The following is a 16,990-nucleotide window of genomic DNA, read 5'->3' on the forward strand; positions in this document are numbered from 1 at the left end:
TACTATAGCGATTTCCAGTTGCTGTGTATAGCAAACCTCATTGATTGTCATGAATTTGTCTAATTTATATTGAAAGCTCCACCGTGTTCGACTTTTTTCCTTCGAGTTTTGTCAAAGGATTAAAAGGAACAACATAGTAGCTGGAAGATCTAAAAAGATTGAATCCCTTAATTGTGAAATCTGTTCTCCCTTTCACTTCAGCAATTCGTTCGTCAATACCGGGCTCTTCACGGTAAACATGGTAAACAACCCGTTCATCTTCAGCATCGTTCCAATCCAACTTCCCTTTAAATAATGACAACCCGCCGAATGAATAATCCGCACTTAAAGTTATTTTTGTTGGCAGATTAATTGGCTGTGGCAAATCATTAACATTGTCAGGCTTCTGAAATGCCGCTGTCAGGATTTCCTGCTTGTCCAATTCGGTCAGAATGGATTTTGTGAGCCTTGTTGGGAATTTGCTGCCTGCCGTTAAGTAATGCTCTTTATCTGATTTATCATAACCCATCCATAAAGCAGTCACATAGTTTGGGGTATAGCCAACAAACCATGCATCCTTCACCTGTCCCACTGCATGCGGATGCTCGGTTGAGCCTGTCTTTCCGGCAAGTGCTTTTGAGTATTCGCCGGCAGCTGCTGTGCCTTCTTTAACCGTACTGCTTAGTATGCTTGTCATATTCCAGGCAACTTGCGGACTGAACACCTCAGTCGTTTCTGCCTTTCCTTCAAAAATAACTTTCCCCTGCTGGCTGAAAATCCGGTCAATCGCAGCGGCATCAATCGCTTCACCGCCACTAGCAAACGTATGGTAACTTTCAGCCATTTGCAATGGTGTTAATCCTTCTGATAATCCGCCAAGTGCGATTGCCAATCCTTTATCAGGAATTGTAATGTTCATTTTATTTAAGTAATCTTTGGCATAGGGAATACCAATCTGATTCAGCAGCCATACAGACGGTGCATTCTTTGACTCTACCAATGCCTCATAGATGGATACTGCACCACTATACTCACCATCATAATTGGTTGCGGTATAACCATTAATTTCCACTTTTTGGTCCCGTACTAACGTATACGGCTGAAACGTTTCTTTCATCATAGCCGGTCCGTAAACAGCAATCGGCTTCATGGTTGATCCGGGTTGTCGTTTTACAGTTACACGGTTCAGATTACCCAGTTGATAGTCCCGGCCGCCAATCGCTGCTGCTATTTTGCCTGACCCTTGTTCAACCATCACAAATGCACCCTGAGCGCCTGGTTTATTGCCTGGGAAATAATCCCCATTTTTAAATTGCTCATAGGCAATTTGTTGGGCGTTTTCATTCATATTGACAACAATCCGATACCCGCCCCGCTTCAGTTCATCAATCGGTAATTGAAATTTATCTTCTGCTTCCTGCAAAACCAGATCAATATAGCTGTCAGCCCAGGGATTGGGTTTTCTTTCTTTTACCTGCAAACCGAGTGATTTACCCTGGACCTGCACTCGTTTCTCTGTCGAAATTTCACCTGTACCATCCATCGCCTGCAACACAATATTTCTGCGTGCTTTTGCTTTTTCCGGATGATCAATCGGTGAATACCCGTTTGGTGCTTTGGCAAGTCCCGCCAAAAGTGCTCCTTCAGCCAGGTTCAAATCTTCAACTGACTTGGAAAAGAACTTCTGTGATGCAGCCTCAACCCCGTATACACCATGGCCAAAATAGATCTCATTCAGATACAGTTCCAGGATTCTCTTTTTGGAAAATTCACGTTCCAGGTGGATGGCAGCCATCACTTCTTTTGTTTTGCGCATCCAGGTTTTATCATTATGCAAAAACAAATTTTTGGCGAGCTGCTGGGTAATCGTACTTGCACCTTCCACCTTTGCCATCGCAATAATATCACGATAAACAGCCCGTACAACAGATTGAAAATCAACACCTGCATGATCGTAAAATCGTCTGTCTTCAATCGCAACAAATGCGTTCTGAACATGATCCGGTATTTCTTTTATACTAACCGGAATGCGATTTTCATTATATAATTCACCAATGATTTCCCCTTCACCTGTTTCAATTGTTGTCGTTGCATCAAGAATTAAATCCTCTTCATCGACAACAAGGCTCCCACCGAATAAAATGATTCCATAACCTATTATTCCCAAAACTATAATAAAAACGAATGAAAGAAAAAGCCATTTCACTTTTTTCATTTATTCACCTCAAGGATTGTTTCCCTTATATAGTATACGACAGAATTCGTCATGAAAAAAGTAATAATATCTACTGTTAGTTAATAATTATTTTAATTGAGTAACAGGCTGGAAAACAGGGTATGATACAATCAGAGGAGAAGGCTTTTTCCGAAAGGTTGTTGTTGTAAACACACAGTTGATATAAACTGCGAACCACTTTGAATAGAGTTGAGTGCAACAACACCGCTGCGGAAATACACTTCGCTTTCCGGGGGCGGCTGGTGAGCCTCCTCGTGCTGGCGCACTTCGGAGTCTCACCGATGCCTGTCCTCCCCCAGGAGTCTCAGCGTATTTCCTCCGCTGGATTTAGCTCACTTAACCTTGGTAAATTAATATTTTTTTAATAACGAGAAAGATTAACCCGGTAAACCAGCAGTTGGAATATGCGAGACTCCTGCTCAGAAGTTCAAGTTAGGCGAGACCGCGAATGCGAAATATGAGCTGAGGGGGCTCGGCACTTGCCCGCGCAAAGCGAGTATATTCCACTGCAGCGCTTATAGAGCTTCACTAAATTTTATTGTTTCACAGTTTATTTCAACTGTTCATGCTTACAATTTATCTATCAAATCAGTTTTAATTACATCAACCTTTATAAACAACAAAAAAGAGAGGGGTATACCATGAACGCTTTTATGACGAACGGAACCTTTGATTTTTTGAAAAAATTAGAGGATAAACACCCGAAAATCGACTTCTTCTACATGAACGGAGAATCGAGCACCTTAGTTTACTACGAGGCAGACAATAAAAAGAGCGTTTTCTCATCCGGGCGTGCATATGCGTCCGTCATCGAAACTGGACAGATGCAAAAGAGCGGATTTGTAGTTATGAATAACATTTCTGTTACGGAAGACGGTACAGAAACTTTCGAGGAACGATTCAAACTGCGCCAGCAGAATGTGGATTCCATGCCGGGCTTTCAGGCATTCCGTTTACTCAGGCCAAAGAGTGGCAACACATATGTCGTCCTGACACAATGGGCAACAGAAACTGACTTTGAAAACTGGAAAAACTCGGACCAATTTAAGAAAGCACATAAAGATGGCGGTACAAAGCCACCAGCATACTTCGCTGACAGACCTTTTATAACAACCTATCGAATGATTAATATGGATGAGTAAGTAAAAACTGTGTGCTTTATACAATTGTACATTCGCCGGACATATTTTCCGTTATTTTCAAAAATAACCCCGAATTCAGTGTTTATCCGGACATATATTCCGCTATTCGCCAAAAATCACAGTGAATCACTCAGTTATTGATGCAATAAAGGAAAATATGTCTGCGAACATCTTAAAAACACTGCTTTTGTCACTAATAAAAGAATAAATGTCCGCTTAAATAACCAAGGTGCTTACTTCGCTTTATCTGTGAGCAGAAAAAAGCTAGCTTAAGGCAAATTCCTCAGCTAGCTTCATTTTTTGAATCATCTGTTACTACATACTCATTGAAAAAGGCTCTGTATAAATCTTCCGCCTGTGCACCATTTACACGGTCAACTTCTTTACCATTTTCATAATAAACAAGCGTTGGTGTACTTTCGATTCCAAACTGACCCCATGCATCCTGAAATTCGAGAAGGTTCAGTTTTTTCATATCCACACCCATATCCTCAGCTAATGGAGCGAGTACCGGTGTTGTCCGCTGGCAGTGCGGGCAAGTTGGACTGTAGAAATATACGACCATATTTTCCCCATTATCCAGCTGAGTTTGCAGCTCATCAGGCAGAATCTGGTTATCGTATAATGGATCATCCAGCTGATCGATTGTTGCCTGATGCAGATCATCTTTTCCATATGGATTTTCATTATCACCGATTGCCTGTTGGTTTTTATAATCTATTACAAAGTAAAGTGCTATAAACAGTACAACAATTGAAGCTAAAATAATCAGCATTTTCTTTTGCATGGTTTAATTCCTCCCATGTTTTTTCATTACAATAATATGCAGAACAAAAATAACGATAAATGCTACCCCTGCAAGGAATGGAATGGTAATAAACCCGAAATAGTTTATGTACTGGGTATTACACGGAACCACTCCGCACGAACCACCAGCTTCATGAAAAGCAGGCAGCTTTTGCACCAAATAATGATAAAGCGAAACAAACATGCCAATTCCGCTCAAAATCAAACCTGGTAATGCGACAGATATATCCTTTTTGAACGCTGCAACACCATATATAACAACCAGCGGGTACATTAGAATTCGTTGTATCCAGCATAATTCACATGGTATATAACCCATCACTTCTGAAAAGAACAAGCTTCCCAATAAAGCAACCAGTGACTGAGTCCATATGATCATCAGTAATGATTCATTTGATTTTGTATTTCCCATGTCACTGTACCCTCCATTTATTATACTTTTGCATTATACAAGACATGTTGTTTCAAAATCAATCAATTGGTTTGGAAAAAACTAATCATCATTGGAAAGTAAGTCATTTTTGTGAACATAAACTGCTGCCTGGGTACGGTCATGCAAATCCAATTTTGAAAGTATGCTGCTGACGTGCGTCTTCACCGTTTTTATGCCGATAAACAGCTTGTCGCCAATTTCCTGATTGGTTAATCCTTCGCCAATACATAATAGAACTTCAAGCTCGCGTTCTGTTAGCTCTTCATGTGCCTTCTTTTTCTCCGACCGAAAACTTGTCATCATTTTGCTGGCGACTTTTGGTTCAATTACGTTTTCTCCGGCAGCTGCCTTTTTGACTGCATCGGCAATTTCAGAAGCTGAGGATGTTTTTAACATATAACTGAAAGCACCTGCCTCCAAAGCAGGGAATACCTGTTTATCATCATAATAGCTTGTCAGAATGATAATTTTGCAGGCAGGAAATTCATTCATCACAGTCTCGGTTGCTTCAATTCCTGTGCCATCTTCCATAATCAGATCCATTAAAACAACATCAGGCCGTCTTTGTAAAATAACTTCTGCCCCCTGATTTCCACTGGATGCTTCACCAACCACCTCGATTTCATCTTCTGTCTGCAGGTATGCTACAATACCTTTTCGTACGACTTCATGATCATCAACAACAACTACACGGATCATATCGGCTCCCCCTTTTTTTAACAGGGAATACGTATATCAATATACGTTCCCTCTCCTTCGCTGGAACGGATGGCAAACGTTCCGCCAAGTTCTTCGCTTCGTTCCTTCATTGTTTTTAAACCATATGAAGTTTTGCGGTTTGTATCTTCATCCATATTAAACCCTTTTCCATTATCACTGATATGCAAAAATAGTTCCCTGGACCGGATAAAAACCTCAAGCTTTACTTTCGTTGCCGCCGAATGTCTTAATGTATTTGATAATGACTCTTGTATAATCCGAAAAACATGTTCCTCGGTTGTTTCGGATAATTCAATAGCCTCATCAATAGTTACCGCAAAATCCATCGACGTTTTTTGCTCCAGTTCATTGACCAGCTTTTTCACCCCAATCGGTAATGGTTCCCCTGACAAATGAATTGGCCGTAAGTGAAGCAGCAATGCCCGCATTTCTGTCTGCGCTTTTAAAGCAGTATCGGCTACATCCTGCACTTGTGTTTTTGCGACATCGGGGTTTTTATCAAGTTGTTTTACTGCTGCTTCTGACATCATGGTTAATGCAAACAACTGCTGACTTACAGCATCGTGGAGGTCTCTTGCAAGTCGCTGGCGTTCTTCCATCGCCGCAGCTTTATGGGCGGATTTAGCGAAATCTGCTTTCTCATCAGCCATTCGCTGCAATGATTTCACCTGATTATCAAGTTTTTTTCCAAGTTCATTCATTTCATTACTGATTCTGGTAATCTCGTCCCGTTCATTAAAGTAAAGACGGGAATCATAGTTTCCATTTGCGAATTGGGTAATCTGCACCGATAAATAATCCAGGCGCTCCTTCAGGTCACCACTTGATTTGAAGCCTGCATAAATAGATATGATTAAACCAAGAAAAACATACAAACTTACAATAACAAAGATACTTAATGCAGATAACCATTCCGGTCCAGCCAGAACATAGATGGATAGCAGGACGGATAAAAGAATGACCGTTGTTAAAAACAATGCATAAAAGTGGGAACGAATATACATGTAGCGAATACTGTTTAATTTTTTCATCATCATTCGTTTCCCCCTCTTAAACCTTTACTACCCTGACTGAACCAGCCTTCAGATCAATAAATAAATCCAGCTTTCGGACTGCAGAATCATAATCCGGTGTTTCATGGGACAGTGATCGCTGGACCCCTTCTGCTTTCTGGCCAACCACGTCAATCTCCCCTGCTTTTACATATGCCTCTACCCGGAATTCGATATTCTCTGGAATAAGAATATGAACATCTCCGGCCAATGATTTGATAGCTATCGGTATTTCTTTTTCCGGAATAAATGCTTTGGAGAAATCGAGATAAAAATCACCGGCCAGGCTTTTCAGGTTCATCGGTTCAACCTTCCAGTTTGGTTGATTATATTCATAGTCACCTGCAAGGGAAAAAGAAGAATCATTTTTCATCTTATTTTTTTTACCCTTACTGATATGGATTCTCTTTCTGCTGCTGCCAATAAACAAAAATCCAAAATAAATAATCAGCAATGGCCACAGTTTATATACATCTTTAAAATAAAATGTAATCACGTAAAACCGGTCAAGCATCAAAAGTGAACCGAAAATAAAGAAGAATGACCCAAAGAGCCAACTGCCGCCTTTATACCGCATTCGGTCAATCATCCACTTCATACCGAACAGGATGAAAATTATCGGATAAATATATAGCCACGCATTTTCTACATCCATATCAATAATCTCCAGGTTAGCCAGGATTAATGTCCCGCCAACCAAAATAAGCAATAATGCCAGCAGATTACGAAAAAAACCTTTTCCCATCCTTATCACCTCATTCCTTTGCCTGATACCGCAAAATGGTTTTATTTTTTAAACTGTATACTCCGATTAAAGCGATGACAATTCCACTTATCGTTATGATCGTCTGTATCCCCACATTTGCAGCGATCAAAATGGATGTTACCACATAGGATACCGGAATTAATCCCGTTGAAGCTGTTACCAGAAAACTCATCATCCGCCCAATCATCTTTTTATCCGTCGTTTGCTGAAGCATCGTAAACAATGGAATATTGATTAGCTGGGTAAGAAAGGCCATTGCCATAACGGTTCCAACTGTTATATACAGATAAGTCGAAATACCTGTGATTGTATAAAGAACACCTAATATAATGAGACTTACAACCAGGGCCAGACCCGGCTTTTTTAACTTTTTCGCTGCCAGGTAAATCGCCCCGATCAGTGCACCGATTCCCATCGATGTCTGAACCATCGCAAGACTTACAGCACTTCCTTCAAAGACATCTTTTACAATGATTGGCATCCCAATCGAAAAAGGGCCTGAGAAGAAAAAGTTAATAAATAACGCAACGACCACGATCGAAATAACAAGGTTGTTTTTACGTGCATATTGAAATCCTTCAACAAGATCCTGCATTGGAGTTGCTTTTTCCATCTCACTGTCGTTCTTTGGCAATTTTATAAATATAACAGCAAGTGCGGACAGAAGCAGCATGCCACAGGCAATTGTGAAAACACCTTCAAACCCTAATACCGCTATCATCGTTCCACCAAGTGCCGGTCCTAAAATCGGACTTATTTGCATAGTCATTTGAATAAATGAGTTGCCACGCTGAAGCTGATCATCCTCCAATATCGCCGGCGTCATTGAATTCAGTGCAGGATAGCTGAATGCGTCAGAAATCCCAAACAATGCAGCAAGTGCAATTAAATGATAGGCGGTTACTGAATCTGTCCAAACGAGGGCAATCAATGCCAGAATTAAAATTGCCCGGGTCATATCGGATATAAACAAAATTGTCCGTTTATTAATCCGGTCAGCAACTAAGCCCCCAACGACAAGTAACAATAATCTCGGGATCGATGCCGCAAAAAACAGCATCCCGAAGAAAAAGCGATTATCACTCAGCGATAACATTAACCACTCCGCACCTATCAGATAGACGTAGTAGCCTGGAGATGAAAACATCGCTGCGATGAATAAAAAGATAAAATTGCGATTTTTAAACACTGGAACTTTTTCTTTCCCGGCCTGATTTTGTATTGCTGCATCCATTTCGAACGCTCCCTCCGATTTAACTTACGTTTATTATACTTTCCGTCAAATCAAAGGGTAACGACCCACAGGATGTTTTTGTCTCAGCCCTGAGACCGAGATTCCATCCGAAACTTCCGCATATATTCATAAAAATAAATCAGGCATACTAAAAAGATAAATCCAAAGATAAATCCGGCAAGCACGTCTGTTAAATAATGCACGTTGATTATATATCTGCTGATACCAATCAGGAAAATAAGCATTGCAAACAGGAACTGAACTGCGACAGTCGCTTTATCAGATTTGATTTTTTTAGTTAAAAAGTAAGAAAGCAATCCGTAACAGACCATTGAAACCATGGCATGTCCTGACGGGAAACTGTACCCTTCAGCATTGGCTGCCAGGAAAATACTCGGGCGCTCCCGCTCGACAAGTTCTTTAATGAGTATATTTAACCCATGACTCGCCAATGTGCCAAGACCAAATACGAAGCCTGGCAACCAGTCACGAAATACCCACCATAAAATAAGAGCTAAAACGATTGTGAATGGTACCAGGAATGTATCTGAACCCAATTCCGTTGTCCAGCGAAAGAACGTATATACATTGGAGTTATCCAGCTTTTCGACAAGCTCACGTGTCCAGCGGTCTATGTAAACAACTTGTCCGGCTGCAATCCGCACTATCCAAATACCTATTATTATCATTACAAGGGCCAATGAAAAAAGAATTGTATTGTTTCGCCTATTCCGCACGTGAAATACCTCCTCATTCCATAATACCTTATTTAACGTTTTAAAAAAACGGAGCAGGGAAAAGTATTTATATACTTATTATATAAGTGAAAGGTTGGGATATAGTATGGATCAAAATTTACAAAAACTAATTGAAGGATTAAACGAAGACCTTGCCAATGAATATGGAGCAGCGATTCAATATACGTACAGTGCTTCGGTAGTTTCCGGCTTATATCGTTCGGCATTGAAGCCATTTTTTGAAGCAGAAGTCAATGATGAGATGGGTCATGCCCTGTACCTGTCGGAAAAAATTAAGATACTGGGCGGTACACCAACAACAAAATCGGCAGATATACCACAGCCGACAGAGGTGAAGGACATACTGGAAGCTACACTTCAGTCAGAAAAGGACACAATCGAACGGTATGAGAAACGCAAAAAACAAGCTGACGAACTCGGATACACGGAACTCGTTGTTAAATTGGAAGACATGATTGCCGATGAAACACATCATAAGGAAGAAGTGGAACGGTTATTGGAAGATCCGCGGATTTCATGATTTGACAGGGATTGCTGCTGGGTGCGGCAATCCTTCTTAATTGGTAGTGCCACAGGATTCTTCTGCCGATAGTTTTCCTCTTCTGCTGATGTTCCGGCTGTTCTGCCGATGTTCTGCCTCTTCTGCCGATGTTTTGGCTGTTCTGCCGATAATTCACCTCTTCTGCCGATAGCCGGTGGTGTTTCCCCAATTACACACAGTTCTCTCAAAAATGTTATAATAGTTAGAAAACAATCAGAGGAGGACGGTACTTTGCTAAAAGAGGTACATAAAATGCTTGATTCACTTTATCCAGAGATGGTTGAAATCCGACGTTACCTGCACCAGTATCCGGAGCTTTCTTTTCAGGAAACGAAAACTGCACAATATATTGCTGATTTTTATAAAGAATTGGGAATTCCTTACCAGACGAAAGTTGGCGGCAACGGTGTTATTGCTACATTAAAAGGCGGGAAGCCAGGTAAAACTGTTGCACTTAGAGCGGATTTTGACGCGTTACCAATCCAGGATGAAAAAGATGTTCCCTATAAATCAAAAGTCGATGGAGTCATGCATGCATGCGGCCATGACGGACATACAGCGCAACTGCTTATGCTCGCCAAAACAATGAAAGAGTTTCAGACAGAGCTTTTCGGCACAATTGTTTTCCTGCACCAGCATGCTGAAGAGTATGCACCAGGCGGGGCAAAACCAATTGTAGAATCCGGAGCGCTTGACCATGTTGATGCTATTTTTGGAACACATCTCTGGGCAACTACTCCATTCGGCGTTCTGCAGACATCCAAAGACGTATTTATGGCTGGAGCGGATCGATTCGAGATTACCATTCAGGGTCAGGGTGGTCACGGAGCATATCCGCATGAAACAAAAGACGCCATTGTTATCGGTTCCCAGGTCATTTCCGATCTCCAGCAGATTGTCAGCAGACGGCTTGACCCGCTGGAAACGGCAGTGCTCACCATCGGCAAATTTGAAGCTGGTACAGCATTCAATGTTATTGCTGACAAAGCCACCCTTGTTGGTACCGTTCGTTATCTAAACACCGATATCCAGGAAAAAATCATCGATGAAATGGAAAAGATCATCAAAGGCGTTTGTACAGCAAACGATGCCACCTATGACTTCAACTATGAAAAAGGTTATCCACCTTTGGTAAATCATGCCGGCGATGCAGAACTTGTTCTTGAAGCAGGCGAAAAAATCGATGAAGTTCATACCGCTGAAGAAGTAGTACCGGTGATGGGCGGCGAGGACTTTGCCTACTACACCATCGCCAAACCAGGGGCATACTTCTTTACCGGCGCAGCAAAAGAAGGTCATATTTACCCGCACCATCATCCGAAATTTGATATCGATGAACGTGCCCTGCCAGTTGCAGCCAAGACTTTAATCCAGGCTTATTTCGATTATCAGGAAAAAAATTAATTCGTATCGTAATCCACACGATTTTCAAACTGGATTTACAGTATAATTCACATTAAAAGGGCTGGAGAAAGAAAATCTCTAAGCCCTTAATTACTTCAATTAATACCCAATTTATGTACAAATAACCGTACTTTAAAATTGCCAATTAAGAAAAATCGCGAACTGCACACTGAATCAAGTTACCGAGGGAATGACTTAAATGAATAATCAAATACTCGTCAATTTTGAAAAATCACTTCATATAATTTGCAACTAAAGCATAGCATCTTTCTCTTGTAAGACTTGCCTGCGTAGCCACGTATTCTAACGATTCCGTCGTGCCGCCTTTATATTTTAGTGATGCTTCTTTAGCAACTTCATCTCTGTGTTTTATCCAGTCCCGTTGTTCTTCCCTTAATTTATCCATCTGTTCTATACTAAGCTGTTCTTTCAACACTCCGTAAATTTCGTTCAATTCCCTATCCCATTTTTTATATCTTTCCGCCTCTTGTTTCTCTAACTCTGATATTGTTGTTCCAGCTTCTGAAAATCTGTCCGCTTCTTCCATTTTATTAAGTTTCTTGAGATATTCTCCCTTTTTACTTACGGTCATTTCACTATTATTACCGGACTTTGATTCCTCATCATTTGAAGCTGCATCTGTATTATTAGAATCCTGGTCATTTAGCTGGGTGTTTTCAGCACCTTCTGAAGAGTTTTCTGTTTTATCTCCATTTGTTATGTTTTTATTTGATGAGTCGCCATTTTCACTTTGGGTCGAGCTGCTATTTGATGACTGGTTGTTCGATTTAGCACCTGACTCATCAGATGAGTTTCCACAGGCAGCCAAAATAACTACTACTGTTAACATTACCATTAAAAATTTCCGATTGTTTTTCAGTTTTTATGCCCCCTGCCATAAGTTGAATAAGAATTTTCCCAATAAATTACAATGATAGCATAAAAAATTGAATATTCCTTAGATAACGTCTTTTTCCGATCAAATTCGTTTCGTATTTTATAATTTTCCTATATGATTTGATTGCATCACTGACCCGGTAGTATCGCTTCCGGACTTTCTCTATTTAATATCGTATATATCCCGAACAACCACATGTTCCGGCTGTTCAGGTATTCTTTTCAACGATTCTTTCAGGAACTCAGGATAAAGTACTATATCATCCAACTCATCAAGGGGAACCCACTGATAAATCAGGCGATCCCCTTCTTCCCCATAAAAGGGGCCGTCACGCAGAGCCAGTTCCTCCGCTACCCCAGACACACTATAATACAGCCCAATCTCATGAAAATCCCTCTCATTATATGTAAAAAAATTCTCCGTAATCCACAATAGCCTGTCCACTTTCACATCGAATCCAAGCTCTTCTTTTACTTCACGTACTACTGTTGAAGCGGAATTCTCCATCATTTTCACTCTTCCGCCCGGCAGTGCCCAGTGTCCATCGTTTGCCTGCCGGTGGATGAGTACATGGCCATTTACAATCATCACTGCTGCCGTCCGGTAATTGAATACGGCATTTTTCACGTCAAACGTAGCATCCATTTTGTTCCCCCTCTTGATTAACTATCCCATTTTCTTTTTTACATAACCATTTATAAACAAATAATTAAATAACGTCCCGCCAGCCAAAACAATTAGAAAGCCCGTGATTTCACCGATCAATAACAATAAAAGACTGAAAATTACCGTTTGGATAAATGTTAATTGAAAAAGCATTTTCACCAGAGACTTTTGGCGGACCTCCAACTCAACAGGATACAAATCCAGCCACATATTCGTGCGATGATGATGGTAAAGTGTCATCATCTGAAAACTGCTCATGTACAGGAACAGAATGGCAAAGATTATTTTGATCCACATATTTGGAACAAAATATATAAACAGCCCGCCAATAACAATCAACCGTACATACATCCCCAAATAGTCACTGCTGCGAACAAAGGAAATCCGGTACAAATAATCAAATGTATGTTTCTGCGTAAACGGCACATGACTAACAAGCTCGACAAGCCAGTGTCTGCTTTTCACCTTGTTTTTCAAGTGTGGAACATCGGTGAACATGTTAGCGAGACGATAAAAAGCCTGCATACGATTGCGGTCTTTCTCAACCAGGACATCCCACAAAATTCCCGCTTGTTTTCTGGAAATCGTTAAATCATACAAAAATAGAAGCGTAAATAATAGCGTGGTAATGCCGGCGGTCAGCATTTCTCCCTGAATAATAAAATAGAACACAGCAATATTCAAAAGCATCCGCACAACCTGGTCAACCTGGCGAATTCCAGGCTCTCTGATCTTGAGCATCCACCAGTTTGCAATCAGATTCCAGCATTTGAAAATAACAACAACAAGAAGCGTCAATAAATAAACCTCTCCGACTCGTTCCGGATATGAAGCAAAATAAAGCGGGCCAAAAGCAGCTCCGGCAAGTAAAATTAAATACAGCTGGATTACAAAGCTATATATAAGTGCATCCCGAAAATACGGACCCATTTTATTTTCAGCGGCAATCAGGAAAACCAAATCGGGTTCTTTTAACAGTGTTCGGACCGGACTGTAGCTTACCAACAGACCAAACACCACTCCGCCAATAATAGCTGTTGGAAAGTTCTCGGGGAGCTGTGTCAGCCACTCTTGGTAATAATACGCAAGCGCCGAAACAAAAAACAGCATGGCAAATGCGATATGACCGTTAAAAATATACCGTGTGTAACGGCTTGTCTCTTTCAGGTGCGCCGAAAACCGTTTTTTAAAAAAATCATGTGAATTAAACATGGCTATCTTCCTTTGTTAATTGCACATACAAATCATCGAGCGTTGCTCCAGGCATATTAAAGTCCTTGCGTAATTCATCAAGCGTTCCGACCGCACGTATCTCGCCCTCGTGCAAAATAACAAACCGGTCACAATTACGTTCGGCAGTTGCCAAAATGTGTGTTGACATCAAAACACCCGAGCCATTTGCTTTCATATCATCCATTAATTGCAAATATGATTTTATTCCAAGCGGATCCAGACCTACAAATGGTTCATCGACAATATATAATGGCGGTTCAATTAGGAATGCGCACATAATCATGACCTTCTGCCGCATCCCTTTGGAAAAATGCGTCGGGAACCATTTGAGCCGCTTCTCCATTCGAAATTCTTTCAACAAGGGTTCCAGTCTTTTTTCAAAGACATCTTTAGGGATATCATATGCCATTGCTGTCAGTTGCAGATGTTCATATAATGTCAATTCATCATAAAGGATAGGCATCTCGGGGATGTAGGCCATCTGATTCCGGTATGTTGTCGGGTTTTCCTGAAACGTTTTACCATTGACGGCGACTGTTCCCTTTTTCGCCTGCATCAATCCAATGATATGCTTGATTGTTGTACTTTTTCCAGCACCGTTCAATCCGATAAGCCCAACAATTTCCCCCGGGAACAGATCAAATGAAATACCATGCAAAACGTTTTTATGTGTATATCCACCGTAGAGATTTTCAATATGTAACAAAGGTTCCACAAGACTTCCTCCTCGTTTTCACTTAGCTAAAATTTTACCATGTTTACCGGACTATGCCAAAAAAACCTCTCCCCGAATTTCGACAAAAAAGTACGTATATAATTCTGTTACCGGTACACAATATGAAATGAAGTAAAGAGGATGTACAACAGTCATAAAATTTCGAGTTAAACACAAATGAGGTGTTGGCGATCGATAATTCTGTGATGAAAAATCTAATGATATAAACCCTTTTGCCAGGCCCGTCTCAAGAAATTGAGATGTTGACAAAAAGGTTTTTTGTAATCACGTTAAAACGGCGGATGCGATTTAACTTAAATTACAAAGTCCCCAACGTTAGAAAGTCGTCATCCTCTTACTTCTTAAAGCAGGCAAGTCCACTAATCAGTGGGCTTGACCTGTTTATTTTTTTGCTTTTAGTAAATGATTCTCTCCAATCCTTGATGAGTTACCGTTCTTCCGGTATTCTGCTTTATTCGGGCACTCATTGGCTTGATGAGTTACCGTTCTTCCAGTTTTCCGCTTCATTTGGTCACTCATAGGCCTGATGAGTGATTTCGTATGTCAACTGCATTAAAACAACGTCAATAATCCTCCACTTCACTTTACTTTTACCCTCATTCCTTTATACAATAAAATAAAATACCTGTAGGAGTGATTTGAATGGCACATGAGGACTGCATTTTTTGTAAGATTATTGACGGTGAAATTCCATCCGCAAAAGTTTATGAAGATGATCAGGTTTATGCATTTCTGGATATCAGTCAGGTAACTAAAGGACACACACTTGTTATTCCGAAGACACATACCAAAAATATTTATGAAACACCACCGGAAATTGCAAGTGAATTATTTGAACGAGTTCCAAAAATCGCTAATGCCATCAAAAAGGTTTATCAGCCAATTGGCATGAACTTATTAAACAATAACGAAGAGCCTGCTGACCAATCAGTTTTCCATTTACATATTCATATCATACCACGGTACGGCGATGGTGACGGCTTTTCATCAAATTGGGAAGTGCATTCTGATGACTATTCACAGGAGGATCTACAGCAAGTCGCCAAAGACATTAATAATGCACTGTAAAAATTAGAAAATTATTACTTTTTATTTTAGTATTTTTCTGGTATAATAACGTTAAGTTTACGCAACCGGCAATGAGTGCACAGTTGGTAAACTAAAAATAAGCTAAGCATAGCTGAGAAGAGGAGAGGTACAAATGAATACGAGAGTTTTGGTACTTTTATCATTGTTATTGGGGATTGGTGCGGTATTGCACTATGTCATTCCGGGATTTATTTATGGTATGAAACCTGACATGCTGTTGTCGATGATGTTTTTGGGGATTATCTTATTTCCAAAAGCAAAATATGTTGTAATATTATCAGTTGCAGCGGGAGTTATTTCCGCCATAACCACACAAACAGTTGGTGGCCAGATTGCAAACATGATTGATAAACCGATTACCGGTTTATTATTTTTCGGACTGCTGTTACTGGTTAAAAATCGAATGAACGATAAACTGTATGTGCCCGTGTTAACAGCTGTTGGTACGATGATTAGCGGATCAATATTTTTAACCGTTGCCCTTTATGTTGTTGGATTAATGGAAGGTGCATTTACATTACTGTTCCTGACAATCGTATTGCCTGCTGCTGCATTAAATACAGTTTTAATGATTGTGGTTTATCCAATTGTACAAAACATATTAAAACGGACACAGCCCCTGACAGTAACGTAAATAATTACAAGTTATATCAATCCTCTGGCACATCTTGTCAGAGGATTTTTTAAAATAATACCATACGGGTTTGAAAGTAGTCTTAAACAAGGAAAAGATATATACGTGGTGAAAGGAGCGTATCGTAATGGCAAACGGAAAATCATTATTATTGGGATTTATGGTTGGAGGTGCAGTTAGTGCTGCAGCAACCTTAATAAGTACACCTTCATCCGGAAAAGATTTTCGCAGCCGTGCCAAAGAGCAAAGCGGTGAATGGAAAGAGATGCTGGATAATCTGAAACTTGATGGCTTGCGTCTGAAGAAACAAATTACAGAAACCTCCCGGGAAGGTGCTGCACTGGTAAAAGAATTGACCCAGGAAATGAAAAATTCAGTTGAAGAATGGAAATCAACAGTTGAGCCGCACCAGGAGAGTATCCATAAAAATTTGGAACAGATTGAATCAAGCCTGAGGGACCTGGAAAGTAAAATGAAAAAAGAATCCGAATAAGATGAAAAGAAGTTATCGTAGGTTTACGGTAACTTTTTTGTTACCGGGGTTGGTCGGCTCTCAAGCGGATGTTTCTGCTGTGGGGCTGATGTTGATTTACTCTCGGGCTGATGTTTTTTACTCCCGGGTTGATATTTCCGCTGTCCAGTTGATATACGCGCCCCTCCGG

Annotated in this window: 18 protein-coding genes; 6 read left to right on the forward strand and 12 right to left on the reverse strand. The window is 40.5% G+C overall.

The window, feature by feature from the left end; genetic code table 11:
* Nucleotides 1-64 precede the first annotated feature (64 nt).
* Nucleotides 65-2,194, reverse strand: a complete 2,130-nt coding sequence (locus G6R02_RS12410; protein ID WP_164669557.1) for a transglycosylase domain-containing protein — start codon at nt 2,192-2,194, stop codon at nt 65-67.
* 662 nt (nt 2,195-2,856) lie between these two features.
* On the opposite strand from G6R02_RS12410, the gene G6R02_RS12415 reads away from it, so the two are divergent.
* The gene (locus G6R02_RS12415; protein WP_164669558.1) at nt 2,857-3,357 is read left to right on the forward strand and encodes an antibiotic biosynthesis monooxygenase family protein; all 501 of its coding nucleotides are present in this window, start codon (nt 2,857-2,859) and stop codon (nt 3,355-3,357) included.
* A 283-nt stretch (nt 3,358-3,640) separates the two neighbouring features.
* On the opposite strand, the gene G6R02_RS12420 is transcribed toward G6R02_RS12415, so the two are convergent.
* The 7 genes from G6R02_RS12420 to G6R02_RS12450 form a co-directional block, all read right to left on the reverse strand.
* Nucleotides 3,641-4,144, reverse strand: a complete 504-nt coding sequence (locus G6R02_RS12420) for a thioredoxin family protein (RefSeq protein WP_164669559.1) — start codon at nt 4,142-4,144, stop codon at nt 3,641-3,643.
* 3 nt (nt 4,145-4,147) lie between these two features.
* Complete coding sequence (locus tag G6R02_RS12425) at nt 4,148-4,576, reverse strand: disulfide oxidoreductase (protein ID WP_164669560.1); 429 nt, start codon at nt 4,574-4,576, stop codon at nt 4,148-4,150.
* Between the two features lie 81 nt (nt 4,577-4,657).
* Nucleotides 4,658-5,296, reverse strand: coding sequence for a response regulator (locus G6R02_RS12430; RefSeq protein ID WP_164669561.1), 639 nt, complete (start codon nt 5,294-5,296; stop codon nt 4,658-4,660).
* 17 nt (nt 5,297-5,313) lie between these two features.
* Nucleotides 5,314-6,351 carry a sensor histidine kinase gene (locus G6R02_RS12435; RefSeq protein ID WP_164669562.1) on the reverse strand — a complete coding sequence of 346 codons (1,038 nt, stop codon included), beginning with the start codon at nt 6,349-6,351 and terminating at the stop codon, nt 5,314-5,316.
* 16 nt (nt 6,352-6,367) lie between these two features.
* Complete coding sequence (gene liaF / locus G6R02_RS12440; protein ID WP_164669563.1) at nt 6,368-7,114, reverse strand: cell wall-active antibiotics response protein LiaF; 747 nt, start codon at nt 7,112-7,114, stop codon at nt 6,368-6,370.
* 10 nt (nt 7,115-7,124) lie between these two features.
* On the reverse strand, nt 7,125-8,369 hold the full coding sequence (locus G6R02_RS12445) for an MFS transporter (RefSeq protein ID WP_164669564.1): 1,245 nt from the start codon (nt 8,367-8,369) through the stop codon (nt 7,125-7,127).
* Nucleotides 8,370-8,452: 83 nt separating this feature from the next.
* The gene (locus tag G6R02_RS12450; protein WP_246202555.1) at nt 8,453-9,106 is read right to left on the reverse strand and encodes a phosphatase PAP2 family protein; all 654 of its coding nucleotides are present in this window, start codon (nt 9,104-9,106) and stop codon (nt 8,453-8,455) included.
* 106 nt (nt 9,107-9,212) lie between these two features.
* Between G6R02_RS12450 and G6R02_RS12455 the strand changes: the two genes are divergently transcribed.
* Together G6R02_RS12455 and G6R02_RS12460 are read left to right on the forward strand one after the other, a co-directional pair.
* The gene (locus G6R02_RS12455; protein WP_164669565.1) at nt 9,213-9,647 is read left to right on the forward strand and encodes a ferritin-like domain-containing protein; all 435 of its coding nucleotides are present in this window, start codon (nt 9,213-9,215) and stop codon (nt 9,645-9,647) included.
* Between the two features lie 252 nt (nt 9,648-9,899).
* Nucleotides 9,900-11,072, forward strand: coding sequence for a M20 family metallopeptidase (locus tag G6R02_RS12460; protein ID WP_281347112.1), 1,173 nt, complete (start codon nt 9,900-9,902; stop codon nt 11,070-11,072).
* 232 nt (nt 11,073-11,304) lie between these two features.
* Here G6R02_RS12460 and G6R02_RS12465 read toward each other — a convergent pair whose 3' ends face one another.
* The 4 genes from G6R02_RS12465 to G6R02_RS12480 all read right to left on the reverse strand — a co-directional run bounded on the left by G6R02_RS12465 (nt 11,305) and on the right by G6R02_RS12480 (nt 14,584).
* Nucleotides 11,305-11,928, reverse strand: coding sequence for a lysozyme inhibitor LprI family protein (locus G6R02_RS12465; RefSeq protein ID WP_246202556.1), 624 nt, complete (start codon nt 11,926-11,928; stop codon nt 11,305-11,307).
* Nucleotides 11,929-12,132: 204 nt separating this feature from the next.
* Nucleotides 12,133-12,615: an NUDIX hydrolase gene (locus G6R02_RS12470; protein ID WP_164669566.1), complete on the reverse strand. Its 483-nt coding sequence runs from the start codon at nt 12,613-12,615 to the stop codon at nt 12,133-12,135.
* Between the two features lie 21 nt (nt 12,616-12,636).
* The gene (locus tag G6R02_RS12475; protein ID WP_164669567.1) at nt 12,637-13,848 is read right to left on the reverse strand and encodes an ABC transporter permease; all 1,212 of its coding nucleotides are present in this window, start codon (nt 13,846-13,848) and stop codon (nt 12,637-12,639) included.
* On the reverse strand, nt 13,841-14,584 hold the full coding sequence (locus G6R02_RS12480; RefSeq protein ID WP_164669568.1) for an ABC transporter ATP-binding protein: 744 nt from the start codon (nt 14,582-14,584) through the stop codon (nt 13,841-13,843). Before G6R02_RS12480 ends, G6R02_RS12475 begins: the two co-directional genes overlap by 8 nt.
* A 663-nt stretch (nt 14,585-15,247) precedes the next feature.
* Between G6R02_RS12480 and G6R02_RS12485 the strand changes: the two genes are divergently transcribed.
* The 3 genes from G6R02_RS12485 to G6R02_RS12495 all read left to right on the forward strand — a co-directional run bounded on the left by G6R02_RS12485 (nt 15,248) and on the right by G6R02_RS12495 (nt 16,821).
* Nucleotides 15,248-15,673, forward strand: a complete 426-nt coding sequence (locus G6R02_RS12485) for an HIT family protein (protein ID WP_164669569.1) — start codon at nt 15,248-15,250, stop codon at nt 15,671-15,673.
* Nucleotides 15,674-15,806: 133 nt separating this feature from the next.
* Nucleotides 15,807-16,328: a tryptophan transporter gene (locus tag G6R02_RS12490; RefSeq protein ID WP_164669570.1), complete on the forward strand. Its 522-nt coding sequence runs from the start codon at nt 15,807-15,809 to the stop codon at nt 16,326-16,328.
* 127 nt (nt 16,329-16,455) lie between these two features.
* Nucleotides 16,456-16,821: a YtxH domain-containing protein gene (locus G6R02_RS12495; RefSeq protein ID WP_164669571.1), complete on the forward strand. Its 366-nt coding sequence runs from the start codon at nt 16,456-16,458 to the stop codon at nt 16,819-16,821.
* The last annotated feature ends 169 nt before the right edge of the window (nt 16,822-16,990 follow it).

Origin of the sequence: Virgibacillus doumboii (assembly GCF_902806455.1) — a bacterium.
Taxonomy (GTDB): domain Bacteria; phylum Bacillota; class Bacilli; order Bacillales; family Amphibacillaceae; genus Lentibacillus; species Lentibacillus doumboii.

What these genes read in the sequence shown, in the direction of transcription:
- G6R02_RS12410 (WP_164669557.1), bottom strand. Translation starts at nt 2,194, where the DNA reads ATGAAAAAAGTGAAATGGCTTTTTCTTTCATTCGTTTTTATTATAGTT.
- G6R02_RS12415 (WP_164669558.1), top strand. Translation starts at nt 2,857, where the DNA reads ATGAACGCTTTTATGACGAACGGAACCTTTGATTTTTTGAAAAAATTA.
- G6R02_RS12420 (WP_164669559.1), bottom strand. Translation starts at nt 4,144, where the DNA reads ATGCAAAAGAAAATGCTGATTATTTTAGCTTCAATTGTTGTACTGTTT.
- G6R02_RS12425 (WP_164669560.1), bottom strand. Translation starts at nt 4,576, where the DNA reads ATGGGAAATACAAAATCAAATGAATCATTACTGATGATCATATGGACT.
- G6R02_RS12430 (WP_164669561.1), bottom strand. Translation starts at nt 5,296, where the DNA reads ATGATCCGTGTAGTTGTTGTTGATGATCATGAAGTCGTACGAAAAGGT.
- G6R02_RS12435 (WP_164669562.1), bottom strand. Translation starts at nt 6,351, where the DNA reads ATGATGAAAAAATTAAACAGTATTCGCTACATGTATATTCGTTCCCAC.
- liaF (WP_164669563.1), bottom strand. Translation starts at nt 7,114, where the DNA reads ATGGGAAAAGGTTTTTTTCGTAATCTGCTGGCATTATTGCTTATTTTG.
- G6R02_RS12445 (WP_164669564.1), bottom strand. Translation starts at nt 8,369, where the DNA reads ATGGATGCAGCAATACAAAATCAGGCCGGGAAAGAAAAAGTTCCAGTG.
- G6R02_RS12455 (WP_164669565.1), top strand. Translation starts at nt 9,213, where the DNA reads ATGGATCAAAATTTACAAAAACTAATTGAAGGATTAAACGAAGACCTT.
- G6R02_RS12465 (WP_246202556.1), bottom strand. Translation starts at nt 11,928, where the DNA reads ATGGTAATGTTAACAGTAGTAGTTATTTTGGCTGCCTGTGGAAACTCA.
- G6R02_RS12470 (WP_164669566.1), bottom strand. Translation starts at nt 12,615, where the DNA reads ATGGATGCTACGTTTGACGTGAAAAATGCCGTATTCAATTACCGGACG.
- G6R02_RS12475 (WP_164669567.1), bottom strand. Translation starts at nt 13,848, where the DNA reads ATGTTTAATTCACATGATTTTTTTAAAAAACGGTTTTCGGCGCACCTG.
- G6R02_RS12485 (WP_164669569.1), top strand. Translation starts at nt 15,248, where the DNA reads ATGGCACATGAGGACTGCATTTTTTGTAAGATTATTGACGGTGAAATT.
- G6R02_RS12490 (WP_164669570.1), top strand. Translation starts at nt 15,807, where the DNA reads ATGAATACGAGAGTTTTGGTACTTTTATCATTGTTATTGGGGATTGGT.
- G6R02_RS12495 (WP_164669571.1), top strand. Translation starts at nt 16,456, where the DNA reads ATGGCAAACGGAAAATCATTATTATTGGGATTTATGGTTGGAGGTGCA.